Source organism: Martinezella sp. CNPSo 3795 (assembly GCF_057784475.1).
This window is the reverse complement of sequence record NZ_JBXSOQ010000014.1, coordinates 49,132-66,990: the sequence shown is the minus strand read 5'-3', so window position 1 is coordinate 66,990 and position 17,859 is coordinate 49,132. Positions and strand designations below refer to the sequence as shown.

General features: G+C 59.0%; 15 protein-coding genes. 9 read left to right on the top strand and 6 right to left on the bottom strand.

Annotation, left to right across the window (positions count from 1 at the left end; genetic code table 11):
• Window position 1: 1 nt before the first annotated feature.
• Entirely contained in the window at window positions 2-1,546 is a 1,545-nt protein-coding gene (locus AC13QY_RS28070; RefSeq protein WP_488494350.1) for a sugar ABC transporter ATP-binding protein, read from the bottom strand.
• Complete coding sequence (locus AC13QY_RS28065) at window positions 1,543-2,199, bottom strand: DUF2291 domain-containing protein (protein ID WP_113352437.1); 657 nt, start codon at window positions 2,197-2,199, stop codon at window positions 1,543-1,545. The genes AC13QY_RS28070 and AC13QY_RS28065 overlap by 4 nt, the downstream gene beginning before the upstream one ends.
• A gap of 904 nt (window positions 2,200-3,103) precedes the next feature.
• Here AC13QY_RS28065 and AC13QY_RS28060 point away from each other — a divergent pair.
• The 7 genes from AC13QY_RS28060 (at window position 3,104) to derI (ending at window position 10,397) form a co-directional block, all read left to right on the top strand.
• A complete protein-coding gene (locus tag AC13QY_RS28060) occupies window positions 3,104-4,654 on the top strand; it encodes an FGGY-family carbohydrate kinase (protein ID WP_113352491.1) in 1,551 nt (516 codons plus the stop codon).
• 77 nt (window positions 4,655-4,731) lie between these two features.
• Window positions 4,732-6,243, top strand: a complete 1,512-nt coding sequence (locus tag AC13QY_RS28055) for a glycerol-3-phosphate dehydrogenase (protein ID WP_113332812.1) — start codon at window positions 4,732-4,734, stop codon at window positions 6,241-6,243.
• A 28-nt stretch (window positions 6,244-6,271) separates the two neighbouring features.
• Complete coding sequence (locus tag AC13QY_RS28050; RefSeq protein WP_113352436.1) at window positions 6,272-7,204, top strand: sugar phosphate isomerase/epimerase family protein; 933 nt, start codon at window positions 6,272-6,274, stop codon at window positions 7,202-7,204.
• A gap of 125 nt (window positions 7,205-7,329) precedes the next feature.
• Window positions 7,330-8,268, top strand: coding sequence for a sugar-binding transcriptional regulator (locus AC13QY_RS28045; protein WP_113352435.1), 939 nt, complete (start codon window positions 7,330-7,332; stop codon window positions 8,266-8,268).
• Between the two features lie 119 nt (window positions 8,269-8,387).
• Window positions 8,388-9,164 (top strand): DeoR/GlpR family DNA-binding transcription regulator, encoded by a 777-nt coding sequence (locus AC13QY_RS28040; protein WP_113352434.1) that lies wholly within the window; start codon window positions 8,388-8,390, stop codon window positions 9,162-9,164.
• Entirely contained in the window at window positions 9,161-9,931 is a 771-nt protein-coding gene (locus AC13QY_RS28035; RefSeq protein ID WP_113352433.1) for a triose-phosphate isomerase, read from the top strand. Before AC13QY_RS28040 ends, AC13QY_RS28035 begins: the two co-directional genes overlap by 4 nt.
• A gap of 10 nt (window positions 9,932-9,941) precedes the next feature.
• Window positions 9,942-10,397 (top strand): D-erythrulose-4-phosphate isomerase, encoded by a 456-nt coding sequence (gene derI / locus AC13QY_RS28030; protein WP_069615612.1) that lies wholly within the window; start codon window positions 9,942-9,944, stop codon window positions 10,395-10,397.
• 382 nt (window positions 10,398-10,779) lie between these two features.
• On the opposite strand, the gene AC13QY_RS28025 is transcribed toward derI, so the two are convergent.
• Window positions 10,780-11,481: a cell envelope integrity TolA family protein gene (locus AC13QY_RS28025; RefSeq protein ID WP_145634164.1), complete on the bottom strand. Its 702-nt coding sequence runs from the start codon at window positions 11,479-11,481 to the stop codon at window positions 10,780-10,782.
• Between the two features lie 212 nt (window positions 11,482-11,693).
• Between AC13QY_RS28025 and AC13QY_RS28020 the strand changes: the two genes are divergently transcribed.
• On the top strand, window positions 11,694-12,509 hold the full coding sequence (locus AC13QY_RS28020; RefSeq protein WP_113352431.1) for a DUF4946 domain-containing protein: 816 nt from the start codon (window positions 11,694-11,696) through the stop codon (window positions 12,507-12,509).
• A 131-nt stretch (window positions 12,510-12,640) separates the two neighbouring features.
• Here the strand turns inward: AC13QY_RS28020 and AC13QY_RS28015 are convergent, their stop codons facing one another.
• The 3 genes from AC13QY_RS28015 to AC13QY_RS28005 all read right to left on the bottom strand — a co-directional run bounded on the left by AC13QY_RS28015 (window position 12,641) and on the right by AC13QY_RS28005 (window position 16,479).
• Window positions 12,641-13,651 (bottom strand): polysaccharide pyruvyl transferase family protein, encoded by a 1,011-nt coding sequence (locus AC13QY_RS28015; RefSeq protein WP_069615611.1) that lies wholly within the window; start codon window positions 13,649-13,651, stop codon window positions 12,641-12,643.
• 59 nt (window positions 13,652-13,710) lie between these two features.
• Window positions 13,711-15,195, bottom strand: a complete 1,485-nt coding sequence (locus AC13QY_RS28010; RefSeq protein WP_113332805.1) for a lipopolysaccharide biosynthesis protein — start codon at window positions 15,193-15,195, stop codon at window positions 13,711-13,713.
• A 411-nt stretch (window positions 15,196-15,606) separates the two neighbouring features.
• Window positions 15,607-16,479, bottom strand: a complete 873-nt coding sequence (locus tag AC13QY_RS28005; protein WP_113332804.1) for a glycerophosphodiester phosphodiesterase family protein — start codon at window positions 16,477-16,479, stop codon at window positions 15,607-15,609.
• Window positions 16,480-16,714: 235 nt separating this feature from the next.
• Here AC13QY_RS28005 and AC13QY_RS28000 point away from each other — a divergent pair, with 235 nt between their 5' ends.
• Window positions 16,715-17,842, top strand: a complete 1,128-nt coding sequence (locus tag AC13QY_RS28000) for an ROK family transcriptional regulator (RefSeq protein ID WP_113332803.1) — start codon at window positions 16,715-16,717, stop codon at window positions 17,840-17,842.
• The last annotated feature ends 17 nt before the right edge of the window (window positions 17,843-17,859 follow it).

Below are 17,859 nucleotides of genomic sequence, written 5' to 3'. Positions count from 1 at the left end.
GCTAGTGCGCGACCACTGCTTCGCCCGAGGCGGCCATGATCTTTTCCTTGGTGACATCAGGACCGAATTCGGCAGAAATCTTGCCGCGGTGCATGACGATGATGCGATGGGCGATGCTCAGGCACTCGGCGACTTCCGAGGTCGAATAGATCACCGCCAGACCTTCTTTGGCGCGCTCGGCAAGCAGCTTGAAGACCTCTGCCTTCGCGCCGATGTCGATACCGCGGCTCGGTTCATCGAGCAGGATCACGCGAGGCGCCGTTGCCAGCATCTTGCCGATAACGACCTTCTGTTGGTTGCCGCCGGACAGCGAGCCGATTGCCGCTTCGCCGCCGTCGGTCTTGATATGAACCTTGCGAATTGAGTCGTTCACCAGCGACCGCTCGCGACCGCTCGAGGTGAAAAGACCCTTGGTAAAGGCACCGATGCTCGCAAGCGACAGGTTCGAGCCGACGGTCATCGTCTGAACGAGACCGTCGCGCTGACGATCTTCCGGCACCAGCACCAGCCCCTGCGCGATCCGGCCGGCAATGGAAATACCGCCGACATCGGTGTTGCCGAGGAGCACGCGGCCGCCGCTCGACCGAAGCCGCCCCGCCACACATTCGAGCAGCTCGGTACGGCCGGCGCCCATCAGACCGTAGATGCAGACGATCTCGCCGGCGCGAACCGCAAGCGACAGGCGGTCGACGGCGTTATAGGCGGCGCCCGACGGGCCGGGGACGGTGAGATTATCGATCGTCAACGCCACATCGCCCATTTTATGGCCTGCCGGCGGGCTGCCGAGGTCGAAATTGTCGCCGACCATGTTGCGCACGATCCATTCGAGATCGATGTCCTTGCGTTCGGCATAGGCGGTCATGTTGCCGTCGCGCAGAACGACGGCGTGATGGGTGATCTGCAGCGCCTCTTCCAGATGATGCGAGATATAGACGATCGACACGCCGCGGTTCGTCAGATCGCGAATGACCTTGAAGAGAACTTCGACTTCGCTGGCGCTGAGCGCCGAAGTCGGCTCGTCCATGATCAGGATGCGGGAATTAACGGAAAGCGCGCGAGCGATCTCAACGATCTGCTGCTGGCCGAGGCGCAGATCCTCGACGGGTGTGAGCGGATCGATATTTTCCTCGAGCTCTTCCATCAGCGCACGGGTCTGGCGCTCTTCCTCGGCGAAATCGACTACGCCACCCTTCATGATCTCGCGACCCATGAAGATGTTGTCGCGGACGCTGAGATTCGGTGCCAGGCTCAATTCCTGGTGGATGATGGAAATGCCGCAGGCGCGTGCATGCGTGGAGGAGGCAAAGGAGATCGGAGCGCCATCGAGAATGATCTCACCCGATGTCGGCTGGATGACGCCGGAGAGGATCTTCATCAGCGTCGATTTGCCGGCACCGTTCTCGCCGAAGAGGGTAGTGACTTCGCCGCGACGAATATCGAAATTGACGCCCTTCAGCGCATGGACGCTGCCATAGGATTTGGCAACATTGCGCGCGGCGAGAACAACTTCGCCCGTGGTGGCGCCATTGTGCTGAACCTGGCTCATTTCACATCGACCTTTACCGGGGTGACGAGCCAGTTCTTCGGATTAATGAGCTTGAAAACGCCGACGACCGTCGCCGTCTTGCCCGTCAGCTTCTCCGGATCCAGACTGCCAAGCGTCGCCTTCTTCATCTCATTGTTGATGGCGGAGCCCGCGTCCTGATATTCGATCTGGTTGGTGAACTGGCCGAATTCGATCTTACCCGTGGCATCGCGAAGATCTGTACCGTTGATTGCTGGACCTGTTTGGACGCGGACGGTGATGCCTTCGGGCACGCCGTCGACCTTGAATTCGTTGAGGTTGGCCTTGCGCTCGCCGAACGTGCCCGTCAAAGAGACAGGGAGGACGGGGCCGGTTGTGGTGGCGACGCCATATTTCTCGCCCGCCGCCTTCTTGTCGGCCAGAACCGCACTGGCGAGCGTTACTGCATCGACGGCGCGCTTTTCGACATCGGCTTGGACTTTCGGGAATTCGGTAGCGCCAAAGGTCTCCGGCTGGAAGCCCTGCTCGCGCACGTCGTGTTCCGAGCCGATCTTGACCACCTTGGTATCGGCAGCGATGGCGCCGATTACGATCACCACCGCGGCGATGCCGGCGACGATCTTGAGCTTGGAGCCAGTCGGCTTGGCAGTTGCATATTGAGCTTGCGTATTCATGTTCGAACGACCTTGGGCATGTCAGCCGGATTACCTGATGGAGAAAGGGAGAAAAGTCCGATGGTTCCGGCTTAACGGAAGCACGGCTCGCGCGTTCGCACCGTGGAGCGCTCCGCTTGGCTTCGGGCGGCGCCGTCACCGGAAAGGAAATTCAACATCAGGAAGCCTCCTCAGCGTGCGGACGGCTGTCTCCTCCAGTCGCCCACCTTGGTTTCGCAATCGCCGCATCTATGCGACAATTGCGATATAAGTATGTTAACTTCTGCATTTCATATGTTATAAATCTTTGGGCGTGTCAACCGCGATTTAACAGGTCCTGTATCCGGTCGGTATCTTTGGATCTCAGTGCTTCCCGCCTTTTCACAGTCGAAGCTTTCGCTTTGTCGGCCTTCTTCCGAGGTTCGCCGATCGGCGTCGTTTTGGCCGACATGATATCAAAGCTTCCTGATAATAACTTGATATACCTCAAAATTATAAGGTGATCGCCCGACGCTTTTCAATAGTCTTCCCGATTCGATCCGAGAGATTCAGGTCGTTGATCCGTGTTCCTCCAAGGCGTTGCCGCAGTCTTTCCCTGCTGCGGCTTGCCTATCAACCACATCCATTTTATATGAAAAAAATTACAATGCCAGAAAAATATTACTGTAACAACGATATGATTATGTTATAAAGCCGCGAGCTGCTTGATGGGGCGCGGCTGTGCGTCGGATCCATTGCGTGGCTGGTGTCGGGTGCGCGCTGGTGCTTCGTTCGCGATCCTCCCTTTGGGGCGGAGAGTACGATGGCGACGATAGATGCGACCTGGCGTAGATTATGCCCTTGGCCGCGTGGGGAGGAATGAAAATGTTTGTGATGGTTACCGATGCTCTTGCCGGAGGGTGTCGCGTGGTGGAGCTGGCTTGCAATGTCTAAAAGCGACGGGATCATCATCGGGATCGATGCGGGTACCTCGGTTTTGAAGGCAGTTGCCTTCGAGCTATCCGGACGGCAGATCGCTTCGGCTTCAGCGCGCAATCGCTATGAGACGGGAGAGGATGGGTCGGTCACCCAATCACTCGGCCAGACGTGGTCGGATTGTCTCAGCGCATTGCGCGGCCTTAGTGAGAAGGTGGGCAACCTTGCCGCCCGAACGGCTGCGATCGCGATTACCGGACAAGGCGACGGCACCTGGCTTGTCGGCTCCGGTAATGCTCCGGTCGGTGATGCCTGGCTGTGGCTTGACGCCCGCGCGGCATCCACCGTCACGCGCCTGAGCGCCTCGGCCGACAACCGCGCCCGGTTCGAGGCGACGGGTACAGGGCTCAACACCTGCCAGCAGGGTGCTCAGCTCGCCCATATGGACCGCTTCATGCCCGAGATTCTCGATCGGGCGGAGACAGCGCTGCATTGCAAGGACTGGCTCTACCTGAACCTCACCGGCATACGGGCGACCGATCCATCGGAGGCGAGCTTCACCTTCGGCAATTTCCGCAACCGCCAATATGATCCGGTTGTCATCGATGCGCTCGGCCTTGCCCGCCGGCGCTCGCTTCTGCCCGAGATTGTCGACGGAACGGAGATCAGCCATCCCCTGACGGAGGCCGCCGCCAAGGCCGCCGGCTTACGTGCGGGAACGCCAGTCTGCCTGGGTTACGTCGATATGGTCATGACCGCGCTTGGTGCAGGCGTCCGCACTGGCGGTCGGAACGCCGCCTGCTCGACGATCGGATCGACGGGCGTGCATATGCGAGCCAAGGCCGTGCCCGATGTCCAGCTCAACGAAGAGGGGACGGGATATGTTATCGCACTGCCGATCCCCGGTATCGTCACGCAGGTCCAGACCAATATGGGCGCGACCATCAATATTGATTGGATTCTCGAGGTTGCGGCGGATCTGATGTCAGCTGGCGGTAGCGAGATTTCCTATTCCGACCTTATTCCGCGCATCGATGCGTGGTTTGCCGAAGCGCGTCCGACGAACCTTCTCTATCACCCCTATATTTCCGAGGCCGGCGAGCGCGGTCCCTTCGTCAACGCACATGCGCGTGCCGGCTTTACCGGACTTTCGACGCGGCATGGCTTTGCCGACATGCTGAGGGCCGTGGTCGAAGGGCTGGGCATGGCAACGCGGGATTGCTACGCGGCCATGGGCGACATGCCTTCGGAGCTGCGCATCACCGGAGGGGCCGCCCGTTCGCGCGCTCTACGAGGTTCGCTATCTGCCGCCGTCAAGGCGCCGGTGCGGATTTCGGATCGCGAAGAGGCGGGGGCTGCCGGTGTCGCGATGATGGCTGCCGTCGCGATCGGCGCCTATCAGGACATGGACAGCTGCATTGCCGACTGGGTGACGCCCTTGCTTGGCGAGGCCGAGGCGCCCGATCCGGCAAATATCGAGCGCTATGATCGTCTGTTCGATGCCTACAAGGACGTGCGTCAGGCGATTGCGCCGGCTTGGGACAAATTGGCCCAGCACTAGCCAATGACGAAGCCGGCGAGGAGCTTGGCCTTAGAAGATTGAATTGATGATGCCACGGGCATCCTTAGGAGCATGACATGATGGAACCGGAAATCTATGATCTTTTCGTGATCGGCGGAGGCATCAATGGTGCCGGCATTGCGCGCGATGCAGCCGGCCGCGGCCTTTCGGTTATCATGTGCGAGAAGGGCGATCTCGCGGAGGGTACGTCCTCGCGCTCCGGCAAGCTGGTGCATGGCGGCCTGCGCTATCTTGAATACTACGAGTTCCGCCTGGTACGTGAAGCCCTGATCGAGCGTGAAGTGCTGCTGAATTCGGCAAGCCACATCATCTGGCCTATGCGCTTCGTACTGCCGCACAGTCCGACCGATCGTCCCGCATGGTTGGTGCGTCTCGGCCTCTTCCTCTACGATCATCTCGGTGGCCGCAAGAAGCTGCCGGGCACGCGCTCGCTTGATCTTCATCGCGATCCGGAAGGGGCGCCGATCCTCGACCAATATTCGAAAGGTTTCGAATATTCCGACTGTTGGGTTGACGACGCCCGGCTCGTTGTCCTCAACGCTCTCGATGCTTCCGCCAAGGGCGCGCAGATCCTGACGCGCACGGCCTGTGTCAGCGCGCGCCGCGATCAGGGGAGCTGGGTTGTCCAGATGCGCGACGAGCGTTCCGGCGAGGTGCGGACCGTGCGCGCCCGCGTGCTGGTCAATGCCGCCGGCCCCTGGGTCAACGACATTATCGGCCGTGTCGTCGGCTCGAACAGCCAGCGCAGCGTCCGGCTCGTCAAAGGTAGCCATATCATCGTTCCGAAATTCTGGGCAGGCCAGCAGGCCTATCTCGTCCAGAACCACGACAAGCGCGTGATCTTCATCAACCCTTATGAAGGCGACAAGGCGCTGATCGGCACGACCGACATTCCCTACGAGGGCAAGCCGGAGGAGGTGAAGGCCGACGAGAAGGAAATCGATTATCTGATCACGGCGGTCAATCGCTACTTCAAGGAGAAGCTGCGCAGATCCGACGTGCTCGAGAGTTTCTCCGGCGTCCGCCCGCTGTTCGACGACGGCAAGGGCAATCCCTCGGCCGTCACGCGCGACTATGTCTTCGATCTCGACGAGACCGGTGGTGTGCCGCTCCTGAGCGTCTTCGGTGGCAAGATCACGACCTTCCGCAAGCTTTCCGAACACGCCATGCAGCGGCTTGCAAAATTCTTCCCGAAGATGGGCGGCGACTGGACGCGGGGCGCCACGCTTCCGGGCGGCGAGATTCCGAATGCCGACTACGTTGCCTTTGCCGATACCCTGCGAGCGGCCTATCCCTGGATGCCGCGTGCGCTCGTCAATCACTACGGCCATCTCTATGGCGCCCGCACCAGACAGATCGTCGGCAATGCGATGTCGCTTGCTGAACTCGGCCGCCATTTCGGCGGCAATCTCTATGAGGCCGAGGTTCGCTATCTCGTGGCTTCCGAATGGGCGCAGGCGGCCGAAGACGTGCTGATGCGACGCACCAAGGAAGGTCTGCGTATGACCGCTGAAGAGAAGGCGGATTTCGCGGCCTGGTTCGACGCCGAGCTGGCGCTCGCCGCCTGAACCAACAGACCTTGCCGGGAGACCTAAAATGCCCTTGACGCTTTCACTCAACACCAATCCGCTTGTCAATCGCTTTGCCGAGCCGGCCGACCTGATCGAAACGGTGGCGCGCGATCTGCGTATCCGCGATCTGCAGCTGACGCACGAATTCATCAATCCGAGCTGGCAGGCGCCGGTCATTCGCCGCCTGACGCGCGACATGCAGGAGGCATTGAAGCGCACCGGCGTTCGCGTAACCTCAGGAATGACCGGTCCCTATGGCCGTCTCAACCATTTCGGACATCCCGACAAGGATGTCCGCCGCTATTACGTCGACTGGTTCAAGACCTTTGCCGATATCACCGCGGATCTCGGTGGTCATTCCGTAGGAACGCAGTTCGCAATCTTCACTTACAAGGACTATGACGATCCGGCCCGGCGCGAGGAATTGATTGAGATTGCGATCGATTGCTGGGGCGAGGTGGCCGAACATGCTCGGGCTGCCGGCCTCTCCTACATCTTCTGGGAGCCGATGAGCATCGGCCGCGAATTCGGCGAGACGATCGATGCCTGCCTTTCCCTGCAGGACAGACTGACGAAGGCGCCCTTCGCCATTCCGATGTGGATGATGGCCGATATCGATCATGGCGATGTCACCTCGTCCAATCCCGACGATTATGATCCATATGCGTGGGCGCGTGCCGTGCCGAAGGTGTCTCCGATCATTCACATCAAGCAGAGCCTGATGGATAAGGGTGGGCATCGCCCCTTCACGGTGGAGTTCAATGCCAAGGGCCGTATCCAGCCCGAACCTTTGCTCAAGGCTTTTGCCGAAGGAGGCGCCAAGGACAACGAAATCTGCCTGGAACTGTCGTTCAAGGAGCGCGAACCGAACGATCGTCAGGTCATCGCGCAGATTGCCGAAAGCATCGCCTTCTGGGCGCCCCATATCGACACGGGCGCTGGCGACTTGCATATCTAGCCGGTGGGGCGGACGAGTCCCGATTCCCTGAACGCCAATCCTTTCGAGGAGGTAGCCGGATCGGGGCGCTATGGCCGGAGAGAACAGGCGAGGACGATGCAGAGCAAAATGAAAGGGAACGGACGATGACGGATGCAGATGCTTCGCTCGCCGTGCGGGCGGCCTGGTTGCACTATGCCGGCGGGTTGACGCAATCCGAAGTGGCAAAACGTCTCGGCGTTCCCTCGGTGAAGGCGCATCGCCTGATTGCGCGCGCGGTCGCCGAAGGCGTCGTCAAGGTGACGATCGACGGCGATATCGTCGAATGCGTCGAGCTTGAGATGCAGCTTTCGGCACGCTTCGGCCTGCAATATTGTGAGGTCGCGCCCGATCTCGGCGAAGACGGCTTCGAGTTTCGCGCGCTCGGCCAGGCGGGCGCGGGTTTCCTGAGGCGAGAAATCGAGAGCGGCAACAATAAGGTCATCGGTCTCGGCCACGGGCGAACGCTTTCTTCCGCCGTCCATCACCTGTCGCGCGTCAGCGCCAAGGATTTGCGCTTTGTGTCGCTGCTCGGTGGCCTGACGAGAAATTATGCTGCCAATCCCTATGACGTCATGCATCGCATTGCCGAAAAGACCGGCATGCAGTCGCATGTGATGCCGGTGCCGTTCTTCGCCAATACGCGCGAAGACCGCGACGTGCTGCTTGCCCAGCGCGGCGTGAAAGAAGTCTTCGATCTTGCAAACGGCGCCGATCTCAAGCTGGTCGGTCTCGGCACGGTCGATACCGACGCGCAGCTCGTCTTGTCGGGGATGGTGGAGCCTAAGGAGATCAGGGAAATCACCGCGGCCGGTGGCGTCGGCGAAATTCTCGGCCATTTCTTTGATGCCGACGGCAATATCCTTGAGACCACGCTGACCTCTCGCACATTGTCTGCCTCCCTGCCGCGCATGAAGGGCGAGCGGCTGGTGGCACTGTCAGGCGGGTTGCCAAAGGTCGAAGCCATCCGCGCGGTCCTTAAGAGCCGCTGTCTCTATGGGCTAATCACGGATGAGAAAACAGCGCAGGCACTGTTGAAGATCTAAGAATGATGCTGGCTTCTAAACACGAATTTATCTCAATGTAACAACAGAAATGTTGAATTGTGAGATTTTAATGTTATATTTCTCGGAGTTCCATTTCGGGCCGATGGCCGGAGTAAAAGGTGAAACGGGAAGAGCGCCAGCAATCGATCATCAATCTGCTCATCGAGCATAAGACCGTCGATCTCGACGATCTGGCGGATCGTTTCGTTGTGTCCAAGATGACGATCCACCGCGATCTCGATGATCTCGAGCAGGCCGGCGTGCTGCGCAAGGTTCGCGGCGGCGCGACCATCGATGCCGGCACCCAGTTTGAAAGCGATTTTCGTTTCCGCGAGCGTCAGGGCCATGACGAGAAGCTGGCGATGGCGCGCGCAGCACTCGATCTGGTCGAGCCCGGCATGACCGTCATGATTAATGACGGATCCATGGCCGCCGTTTTAGGCGAGATGCTGCTGCAGAAGCGGCCGCTGACGCTGATCACCAACAATGCCGCAATCATAGACCGCATGAGGAACGAAAGCGGCATTACACTGATCGCGCTCGGTGGCGTCTATTCCGCCAAGTTCAACGCCTTTCTGGGCGTCGTTACCGAGGAAGCACTATCGCGCCTGCGGGCTGATATTGCCTTCCTGTCGACGCCGGCTGTTTCCGGCAGGCTCGCCTATCATATGGACGATAACGTCGTGCGCACGAAGCGGGCGATGATTGCGTCGGCGGCCAGGAGCTGCCTGCTCGTCAGCCATCAGCGCATCGGCCATACGGCTCTGCATGTGATGGCCGATCTTACCGATTTTGATGCCGTGATTACCGATCACGCGCCTGATGCCGCCATTGTCAAGCAATTTCGTCGCGACGGCATCGCCCTTACCATCGCCTCGAACCAGGATATGACATGACTGAAAAGCCTCGCTATTGGATCGGCACGAGCTGGAAGATGAACAAGACGCTCGCGGAGGCGCGCGCTTTCGCCGAGGCCCTGCGCGCCGCCGATACCCTGCGTGACGACCGTATTCAGCGGTTCATCATTCCGCCGTTCACGGCCGTGCGCGAGGTCAAGTCGATCCTGTCGGAAAGCTCCGTCAGGGTCGGTGCCCAGAACATGCATTGGGCCGACCAGGGTGCCTGGACAGGGGAAATCTCCCCGTTGATGCTGAAGGATTGCAATCTCGACATCGTCGAGCTTGGCCATTCGGAGCGTCGCGAACACTTTGGCGAGACCAACGAAACCGTCGGATTGAAGACCGAGGCAGCCGTCCGTCATGGTTTGATCCCGCTTATCTGCATCGGCGAAACGCTGCAAGATCGCGAGAGCGGCCGTGCAACCGAGATTCTGAGCGAGCAGGTCATCGGTGCGCTATCGAAGCTCTCCGACGCCCAGAAGCGGGCTGAAATCCTGCTGGCCTACGAGCCGGTCTGGGCGATCGGCGAAAAGGGGATTCCCGCCGAGCCCTCCTATGCCGATGCACGCCAGGCCGAGATCATTGCGGTCGCGCAAGACGTGCTCGGCCGAAAGATTCCGTGCCTCTACGGCGGATCGGTCAATCCGCAAAACTGTGAAGAACTCATATCCTGCCCGAACGTAGACGGGCTTTTCATTGGCCGCTCGGCCTGGAACGTCGAAGGCTATCTCGACATCCTCGCCAAGTGCGCCGCCAAACTCTGAGGAGCATACAATGAAGCTTGCTATTGCTGGAGACAGCGCCGGCGAAGGCCTCGCCAAGGTTCTTGCCGACCACCTGAAGGACCGTTTCGAGGTGAGCGAAGTCTCGCGCACTGATGAAGGCCCCGATGCGTTTTATGCCAATCTTGCGGACCGCGTGGCCTCCGGCGTCATCGACGGCACCTATGACAAGGCGATCCTTGTCTGCGGCACCGGTATCGGCGTCTGCATCTCGGCCAACAAGGTTCCGGGCATCCGTGCGGCACTGACGCATGACACCTATTCGGCGGAGCGCGCCGCTCTGTCGAACAACGCCCAGATCATCACCATGGGCGCTCGGGTCATCGGTACCGAACTCGCCAAGGCAATTGCAGACGCCTTCCTCGCCCAGACCTTCGACGAGAACGGCCGCTCGGCCGGCAACGTCAAGGCCATCAACGAGGTCGATGCGAAGTACAACGCCCGTTAAGAACAGCTTTGGTCTGAAGGCTGAAACCGAGTGGGTAGCGAGCGTTGGCTGCCTCGCGCCTCTTGGCAGCTAGCTGCCTCTCAAATGGCATCAGCCTCCAAAAAACGGGTGGGATCGCCTAAGGTGATTCCGCTCGATATCGTATCGTGGTCTTGCCGCTGGATTAGGGATCGACGACGAGCGCGCAGCCTTGCTCAGGCAACGGTTATTGTCGGGCCGATGCACATTTCGTCGACGCCTGTCCGTAAAGCTCGCTCAAGGACGTTACCTTCGAGGCTTCACCAATGTTTGGAAGCCATTGTGGATGGTGTTCCTGGCATAGAACCGACTCATGAGACCGGTCACAGATATTTCTGAAGAGACACAGTTTCTTATGTTTGCCTCACCCGGCCTGAAAATCGATCAATACTTCGCGCCACTGATCGTAAAGATCCTGATAGGCGGCTAAATCCTTGAACGGCGCACAGCGTTGAACTGCCTTGACAGCACTTGTTGCAAAGGGGGCGAAACGGGGATCGTCGGAAGAATTGATGACAACGGGATTCAACAGGAGCGAACCGTCGCGGCCGAGGACGAGTTTCAACCTCGGCTTTTCGGAGGGAACGGCATCGGGTCGAATCCAGCAACTCGCGATATTGGCCATCAGATCTTTCCGGATGACGGTCTGGATGTCGGGTGAAGCAGGCGATCTTTGCTGTTTCTCAGCCTCCTTGGTACCCGTCATTGGCCCGAAAGCTAATTGATCGCTCTGCATGTTTCGCTCCGCGAGACCGATCCAGGATCTCGCGCCGATAGCCTGCAAGGCAAGTACAATCAAAAGGATCGTCGTGAACGTGATTGCAATGCGCAAAAATGGCCAGGTTGTCGCAGACTTGCTTGCCCAAAAGCCGGTGCAAAGTGCAGGTACAGCGACCGTAAAAAGCAGTCGGCCAAGTGCTTCACCGGCGTAAGGTCCGGCTAACCCGAAAACAGCCAGGAGGCCTGCCAAGAAGAGCGTGAATGCTATGCCGGCACAAACGAACGCCTGTGCGAAAGGACCCCGCATCGGTAATATCCAACCACTGGAATGGGTACGAACGATCACAAGTGGCAGCTCTTAGCATCGCTTGGTAAAGCAGTCGATGGCCAAAATTATATGTCACGCGGCGATCATTACTGCCAGATCCTGTCATCCGAAGGAGCTTAAGTGGTTCATGACATCGTGGCTTTGTTGATTCATTACCGCCTCAATGGTAGCCGCATGTGAATCGTTTTATATGCCAGACTTCCACCTTATGCATTTGGGCTTGCCGAAATATGGATATCGTCGACAAGGAGCGACCAGGCTTTAAGAAATTGAGTTGGTGGCAGTGGCTTCTACTGGCTCTCATGGCCATCGTCAGCACGGTGTTGCACAGCCTATCGGTTGTGGACGCCACGTCGCCGGAGCTCGCCGCGCAACAAGGCGGCGCTTTGCTAGGTACCTTTATTGGCGCGATCATAATCCCCTACGGCCTCGCCTATCTTGTGGGACGTTTGGCTCGGCGATCGCGAACTGCTTTCCTTTTGAGCTTGTGGGGGCTGGCGTTGCTTGTATTGGCAGCGCAAATCGGCCAATTGACGAAGACGTCTACCGCTGCGAATTCGGAGGGAGCAAATGCCAGCAATATGCCTATTACCTGGCCAGCAGGATATAATGTAACCAATACCTCAATTCCCGTCGAGAATTTTGGCGGACCATTGCCGGGACTGTCACAAACCGCGATTAAATCGAACCCAGACGGCTCACCGCTCACCGCTATAGTTCTGACCAGCTTGCCGCATAGAGAGAGTGAAGAATTAAAGCTCGATGATCAGACACGCACTTTGCTTGCAACCGTGCGCAATTCATACGAAGCCCAAGGCATGAAAGCGGTCTGCGACACGCCTGTGGGGCAGATGCTTGGAGGGATTCCCGCACTGCAAACGACCTGTACAGGAGCCGTGAATGAAGTTCCTTCCGTCAAACAAGTTATTCTCGTCGCGATTGACAAGAGACAAGTTTATTCCCTGAGCTTCACTGCGCGGCCGGCAGATTTTGTCGAACATGAGGCTGAATTCACGATGGTACGCGATAGTCTACATTTCCAATGAGCCGCCGCAGCCGCTGGCTTCAATTAAAGCGAAGCCCACAAGACAAGCCCATGGGTCGTTGTTCTTCACTGGTATCCCTAAAATGATGTCTTGCGGACGCAGCCCGGTCGCATGATGCGACCGGAAATACGTCAGGCGGCCGGTGCCAATGGTTGTGTAGCCTGATTACGCGCCCAGGCGATACCGTCTTCGAGAGAGGTCGCGCGGTAGGCGAGATCGGTGCCGCCGGAAAATGCCGCCATGAACCGACGTATCTTGCCGTAGCTATTGTCCAGCACGGCATGCGGTCGTCCAAGCAGGATCGAGCAGATGTGGACATGCAACCGGTCTGTGACGATCGCGCGGCCGCGGGAAATCTGGCGGATGCCGCGCCGCAACCGGTTATGCGCCGCCGCGTCGAGCTTGCGCAGCCGTATCTCGGCCGGCTTGAGGGCGAGCAATGCCGTTGCCGCACCGAAGGCTTTGGAGATACGTACACGCTTGGCGGATTCAGTCGTCCAGTCTTCTTTCGGAATGTCGGGATAGGCAGAAAGGTTGGCGTCTCCGACCTTCTCGAGATCCGATCTCAACATGGCAAGGACGTCAAATTCCGGTTCATCCGGCCGGATCGTTCCGATGCTGAAGGCCATGTCCGGGCAAAGACGCACTTCGCAGTCGAAGTGCTTATGGGCGAACTCTTTCGATTCTTCGTCGCGCACCAGCAATACGAAATGCTTGTGGCGTCCGATGACGCGGGCGCTTTCCTCTATGCGTGCCTGCGACTTGTAATGGATGGATTGCGGGAACTGGATCACCTGCCGATTGGGAAATCGTTCCAGAACCCGTTCGCGAAAGTCCTGATGCGCATCCCAGATGTCGCCGAAATTGCCGCCGCCATGAATGAAGATCGGACCGGTCGGCATGGTGCGCTCGAGTTGCTCGGGCGAGAAGTCGTCGATCCGCGAGACATAGGTCGGCCGCTTGCCATATCGCCGGTTGAGATAGGCCATTTCGCCGAGCCAAATGGCGGAGTCGCCGCAATTGCGGATGTCAGGAAAATCGAGGATCGCCAGCGGCTCATCTTTGCTGATGTAATCCTTCAGGCAATCGTGGATCATGTTGTCCAGTTTCGCGATCAGCTGTTGATTTGATTGTAACGTCATTTCCCCATTCCCCCGTTTAGATGACAGGTCAGTCTCCGGCCGATATCGGCCGCGCGTTTTCAGGCAGGACGAAGCCTCGGCAGCACTTTGCCGAGTATGTTTCGTACCTCCGTTTCCGGGCCGGCCGGCCGCCTCATCAACGTCCACAGCAGGAGCGTCGAACCGCAATAGAGCAGGCCGCCAAGCAGGATCAGGATGGCCAGATGCGTCACGAGCACGAGCTTGTCGTCCGTGTAGGCAAGATGGCTCGAGGCGAGCGAGACGCCTGCCGCCATGATGGCGACGCTCACGAGTGCCCGAAGGTTCACCGACAATTGCCTGGCGACGCTGATGCCGGTGAAGCGCCGTACGAGCATCATGTTGACGGCGGTACTGAAGAGGCCGGTGAAGACGCGGCCGGCAATGACCCCCGGAAGACCATAGAGCAGCAGGCCGCCTATCATGATCGGCACGCGCAGGCAGAACATCTGCGTGTCTCGGACGAAGAGCACGCGCGTCTCGCCTTTGGCCATGCCGAGCGGCTGCACCAGCGAGCCCAGCGTCTGCAGCGCAAAGACAGACGCAAGCGACTGGATGATGAAGATGACAGGCGCCCATTTGTCGCCGAGCGCGAGCCTCACCAACGGGTCGGCGGTCACGGCAACGCCGATGCCGGCTGGAAGAGCTACAGCAGCAACCAGTGCCTGAACACGCTGATAGGCGGCGGCGAGCCTGCCCGGATCGTTGTGAATGCCAGCGAAAGCCGGATAGATCGTCTGGGTGAGGGGCGCGGTCGCCTCCCGCGTCGGCATCATAGCGAGGTTGCTGCCGACCGAATAATAGCCGAGCTGGATGCCGCCGAGCATCTTGCCCACAAGCAGATAGTCGAAGCGCCAGTTGAGCGTGCTGACGATCTGGCCTGCGGTCAGCCAGGCGGAGAAGGAGAAGAACTCCCGCATATGCTGGAAGGTGATCCTGGGCCGGAACGGCAGCACGAGATAGGAGACAATGACGTTCGTCGCCTGGCTGATCAGCGTGCCGACGACGAGTGCCCAATAGCTTTGATAGATGATCGCGATCGCAACCGAGACGACGAAGCCCGCGAATTTCTGCGAAACGGCGAGCACGAACTCCTGCCAGAAGATCAGATCGCGCTGCAGCATAATGCGCCGCGGATTCGTAAGGCCGCCCATCAGCATGCTAATGCCAAGAGCGAACATGACACCCGTCAGCCTCGGCTCATTGAACAGGGCGGCCGCCGGATAGGCAAAGATCGCAAACAGGATGCAGATCGTCAGCCCGCGTGCGGCATTCAGCGTCCAGGCGGCACTGAAATGGGATTCATCCGGTGCATCATGGCGGATCAGCGCCTCGGAAAGGGAAAGCTCGGTAACGGTCGTGACGATCATCAATATCGTCATGCCGAGGGCGACGACGCCGAAATCAGCCGGCGCTAGATAGCGGGCCAAGACGAAGGTGCTGAGTGTTGCAAGCCCGTTCACGATGGTTCGAGATAGGCTTAACCACATGCTTCCCTTGACGAGCCGTCCCGTGATGCTGCTCATGCGATACTGAAGTCCCACTGCGCTGTGATGCGACCTCTTAACCGCACAGATATCCCGTGCCGTACCAACGTCTTACGGCTGGAACGGCTGCGCAGAATTATGCAGATTCATATGGTCGCTGTGGATGGGGCGGACCCCGGCGTCTCAGCGGGAACTAGTTCAGTGAATCCTTAAGTCAACATTTCCAGTTCATTTTCGCGTCAGTTTTAATTCATCTCCGCATCATTTTTTTCGCGGGTGCAGCATTTGTCCCCATAGGGGGACGATCTCGACCGGCTCCGCTTATGGGAGGCAAGCCCTTTCGCAGGGAAAATATGTTTCGATGCGGATAACTGCTGCGGCAGGACGCAGAAGCCCGGACGATCGGAAGACCGCCCGGGCTTTTCTGTCTTGCCGTTGCCGAAGATCCTGTCAGGTGGCGCTTCTGATAGCGAGCCACCGCTTGAATTCGACATTCGTGTCGGTCTGGATGGCACCGACGCCGGCGTCAACGAGCGCTCCCCAGACGCCTTCGGGGTCGCCGAGTGCGCGGCTGTCGTTGAAGTCGAGATTATGGGAGACGTCGAGTGTATTGATCCAGAGCCGGATATTTTGACGCTCCAGTTCCTCGCGCCCGGCGGCAAGATCGGCAATGTCGGTAAATTTCACCTCGATCATCGGCGCCTCGAGCGATTCGATCATCCTGAGATCCTCGGTGAATTTTCCAGGTCGGACGGGAAACATCGGCATATGCGGGATCGAGCCGAACCAATCGGCGTCCAGTACCGGAAAGCAGCCGCTTTGCGGTTCGACATCCGACTTGATGATGACGTGATCTTCGGCACCCAGCCGCCGCACTGCAGCAATGACCTGCGGCAGTTCGCGGGGGAATTTCGTGTCGATATTGACGAAGACGCGCCCGCGTGCCTCTTCCAGCGCTTCTTCGAGCGTGGGAACGCGTTCATCCGTCATTACAGCCAGCTCTCCGCCGGCACCGGCAAGCAATCGTGCATCGCGGACTGTGGCGAAACTGCTCGCTCCGACGACACCCTTGGCGGAGGTGGTGCGGTCCAGCGTCTTGTCGTGAATGACGACGAGATGGCCGTCGGCGGTCGCCTGCGTGTCGATTTCGACGAATTCCACCCCAAGCTCGGCTGCCGCACGGATTGCCGCCAATGAATTTTCGGGAGCTGCCGACCAAAGCCCGCGATGGGCAATCGTCAGAATGTTTGGATTGGCCCGGGAGAGGAGGTCGTAGATATCGGCATTGCGGGATGAGGGCGATGTGGCGGTCTGGCTATGCATGGGAAAAGCTTTCGTGAGCTGTCGGTTTTCAGGCGGGAATGAGCGGATGCGAGGTTCGATGTCGAATGTGAGCACCAATGGGTGTGGCCGACGCGATGTATTGGCACCGATCGCTGTTATGGCTATTAATACACATAAAGTGTAATATTTATGACGAGAGCCGCGAATATGGGGTTCGGATTGTACGCTGACAGGCGCGGGCTAAGTCGGCATGACAGGAAGCAGGATTGCACTCATGGCAGCGCTTGAAAAATCCCCACTGGCAAGCGAGAACGAGCGCCTCATCCTCGATATTGTTCGCAGCCGCGAGCCAATCCCGCGCGCGACCATTACGGCTCACACCAATTTGACGCAGCAATCGGTGCATCGGCTCGTCGAGACACTGACAGCTCGCGGCTTGCTTCGCGCCGGTGCGCCATTCAAGGGCGCGCGCGGGCAGCCGAGCCCTACTATCGAACTGGAACGGAAGGCGGTTTATTCGGTTGGTATTTCCGTCAATACCGATGCCGTGACACTGTCGCTTGCTGATTTCGGCTGCGACATCGTCGATCAGGAGGTGCTCAGCGGCGTGCCCGCCGACCGCAAGGCAACGCTGGCAATCCTTGCCGAGAAACTGAGTTCGATCCTGACGCGCCACGAAATATCGCGCGCAAGTCTCATCGGACTTGGCTTTGCCATGTCGGGCTTTTTCGTCGGCGATGATCGTCGTTTCAATGCCCCGGAGCCGCTGCGCGACTGGTCTCTGGTCGATCTGCAGCCGGAACTTGAGCATGTCTTTGCATTGCCGGCCTGGTTGGAAAACAACGCAACGACGGGCGCGATCGGTGAGAGCTTGCGCGGTGTCGGGCACTGGTGCAAGACCTTTGCATACTTGTCCTTCAACTATGGATTTGGCGGCGGCCTGGTTCTGGAAGGCAGGCCTTATCTGGGCTTTCATGGGAATGCCGGGGAGTTCAGCGTCATATATAATCCCGACGAAGTGCAGCGCCGGCCGGCTTTGCAATATCTCATCGCCACATTGCGGGAGAGCGGTGTCGACATAGGCTCCCTTGAGGAACTCAAGCAGAATTTCGACCCTTCCTGGCCCGGCGTCGAGAGCTGGCTCTCCGAGACCATGCCGATGCTCGACCGTCTGATTGCCACGCTTGCCGGGGTGATCGATCCGCAAGCCATCGTCTTCGGCGGCCAACTCCCGCCCGAACTTGGGCGAATGATGATCGCGCGCGCCCGCCTGCCGTCGCAGCGTCCGCATCGCTATGGTGCCGCCCCGCCGGGGCCTCGGCTGGTTCTCAGCGAAACCAAAGGTGACGCCAGCGCGATCGGCGCGGCCCTGCTTCCGTTGAAGTTCCGGTATTTCTTGTGAGCACTTCAAAGAACTAC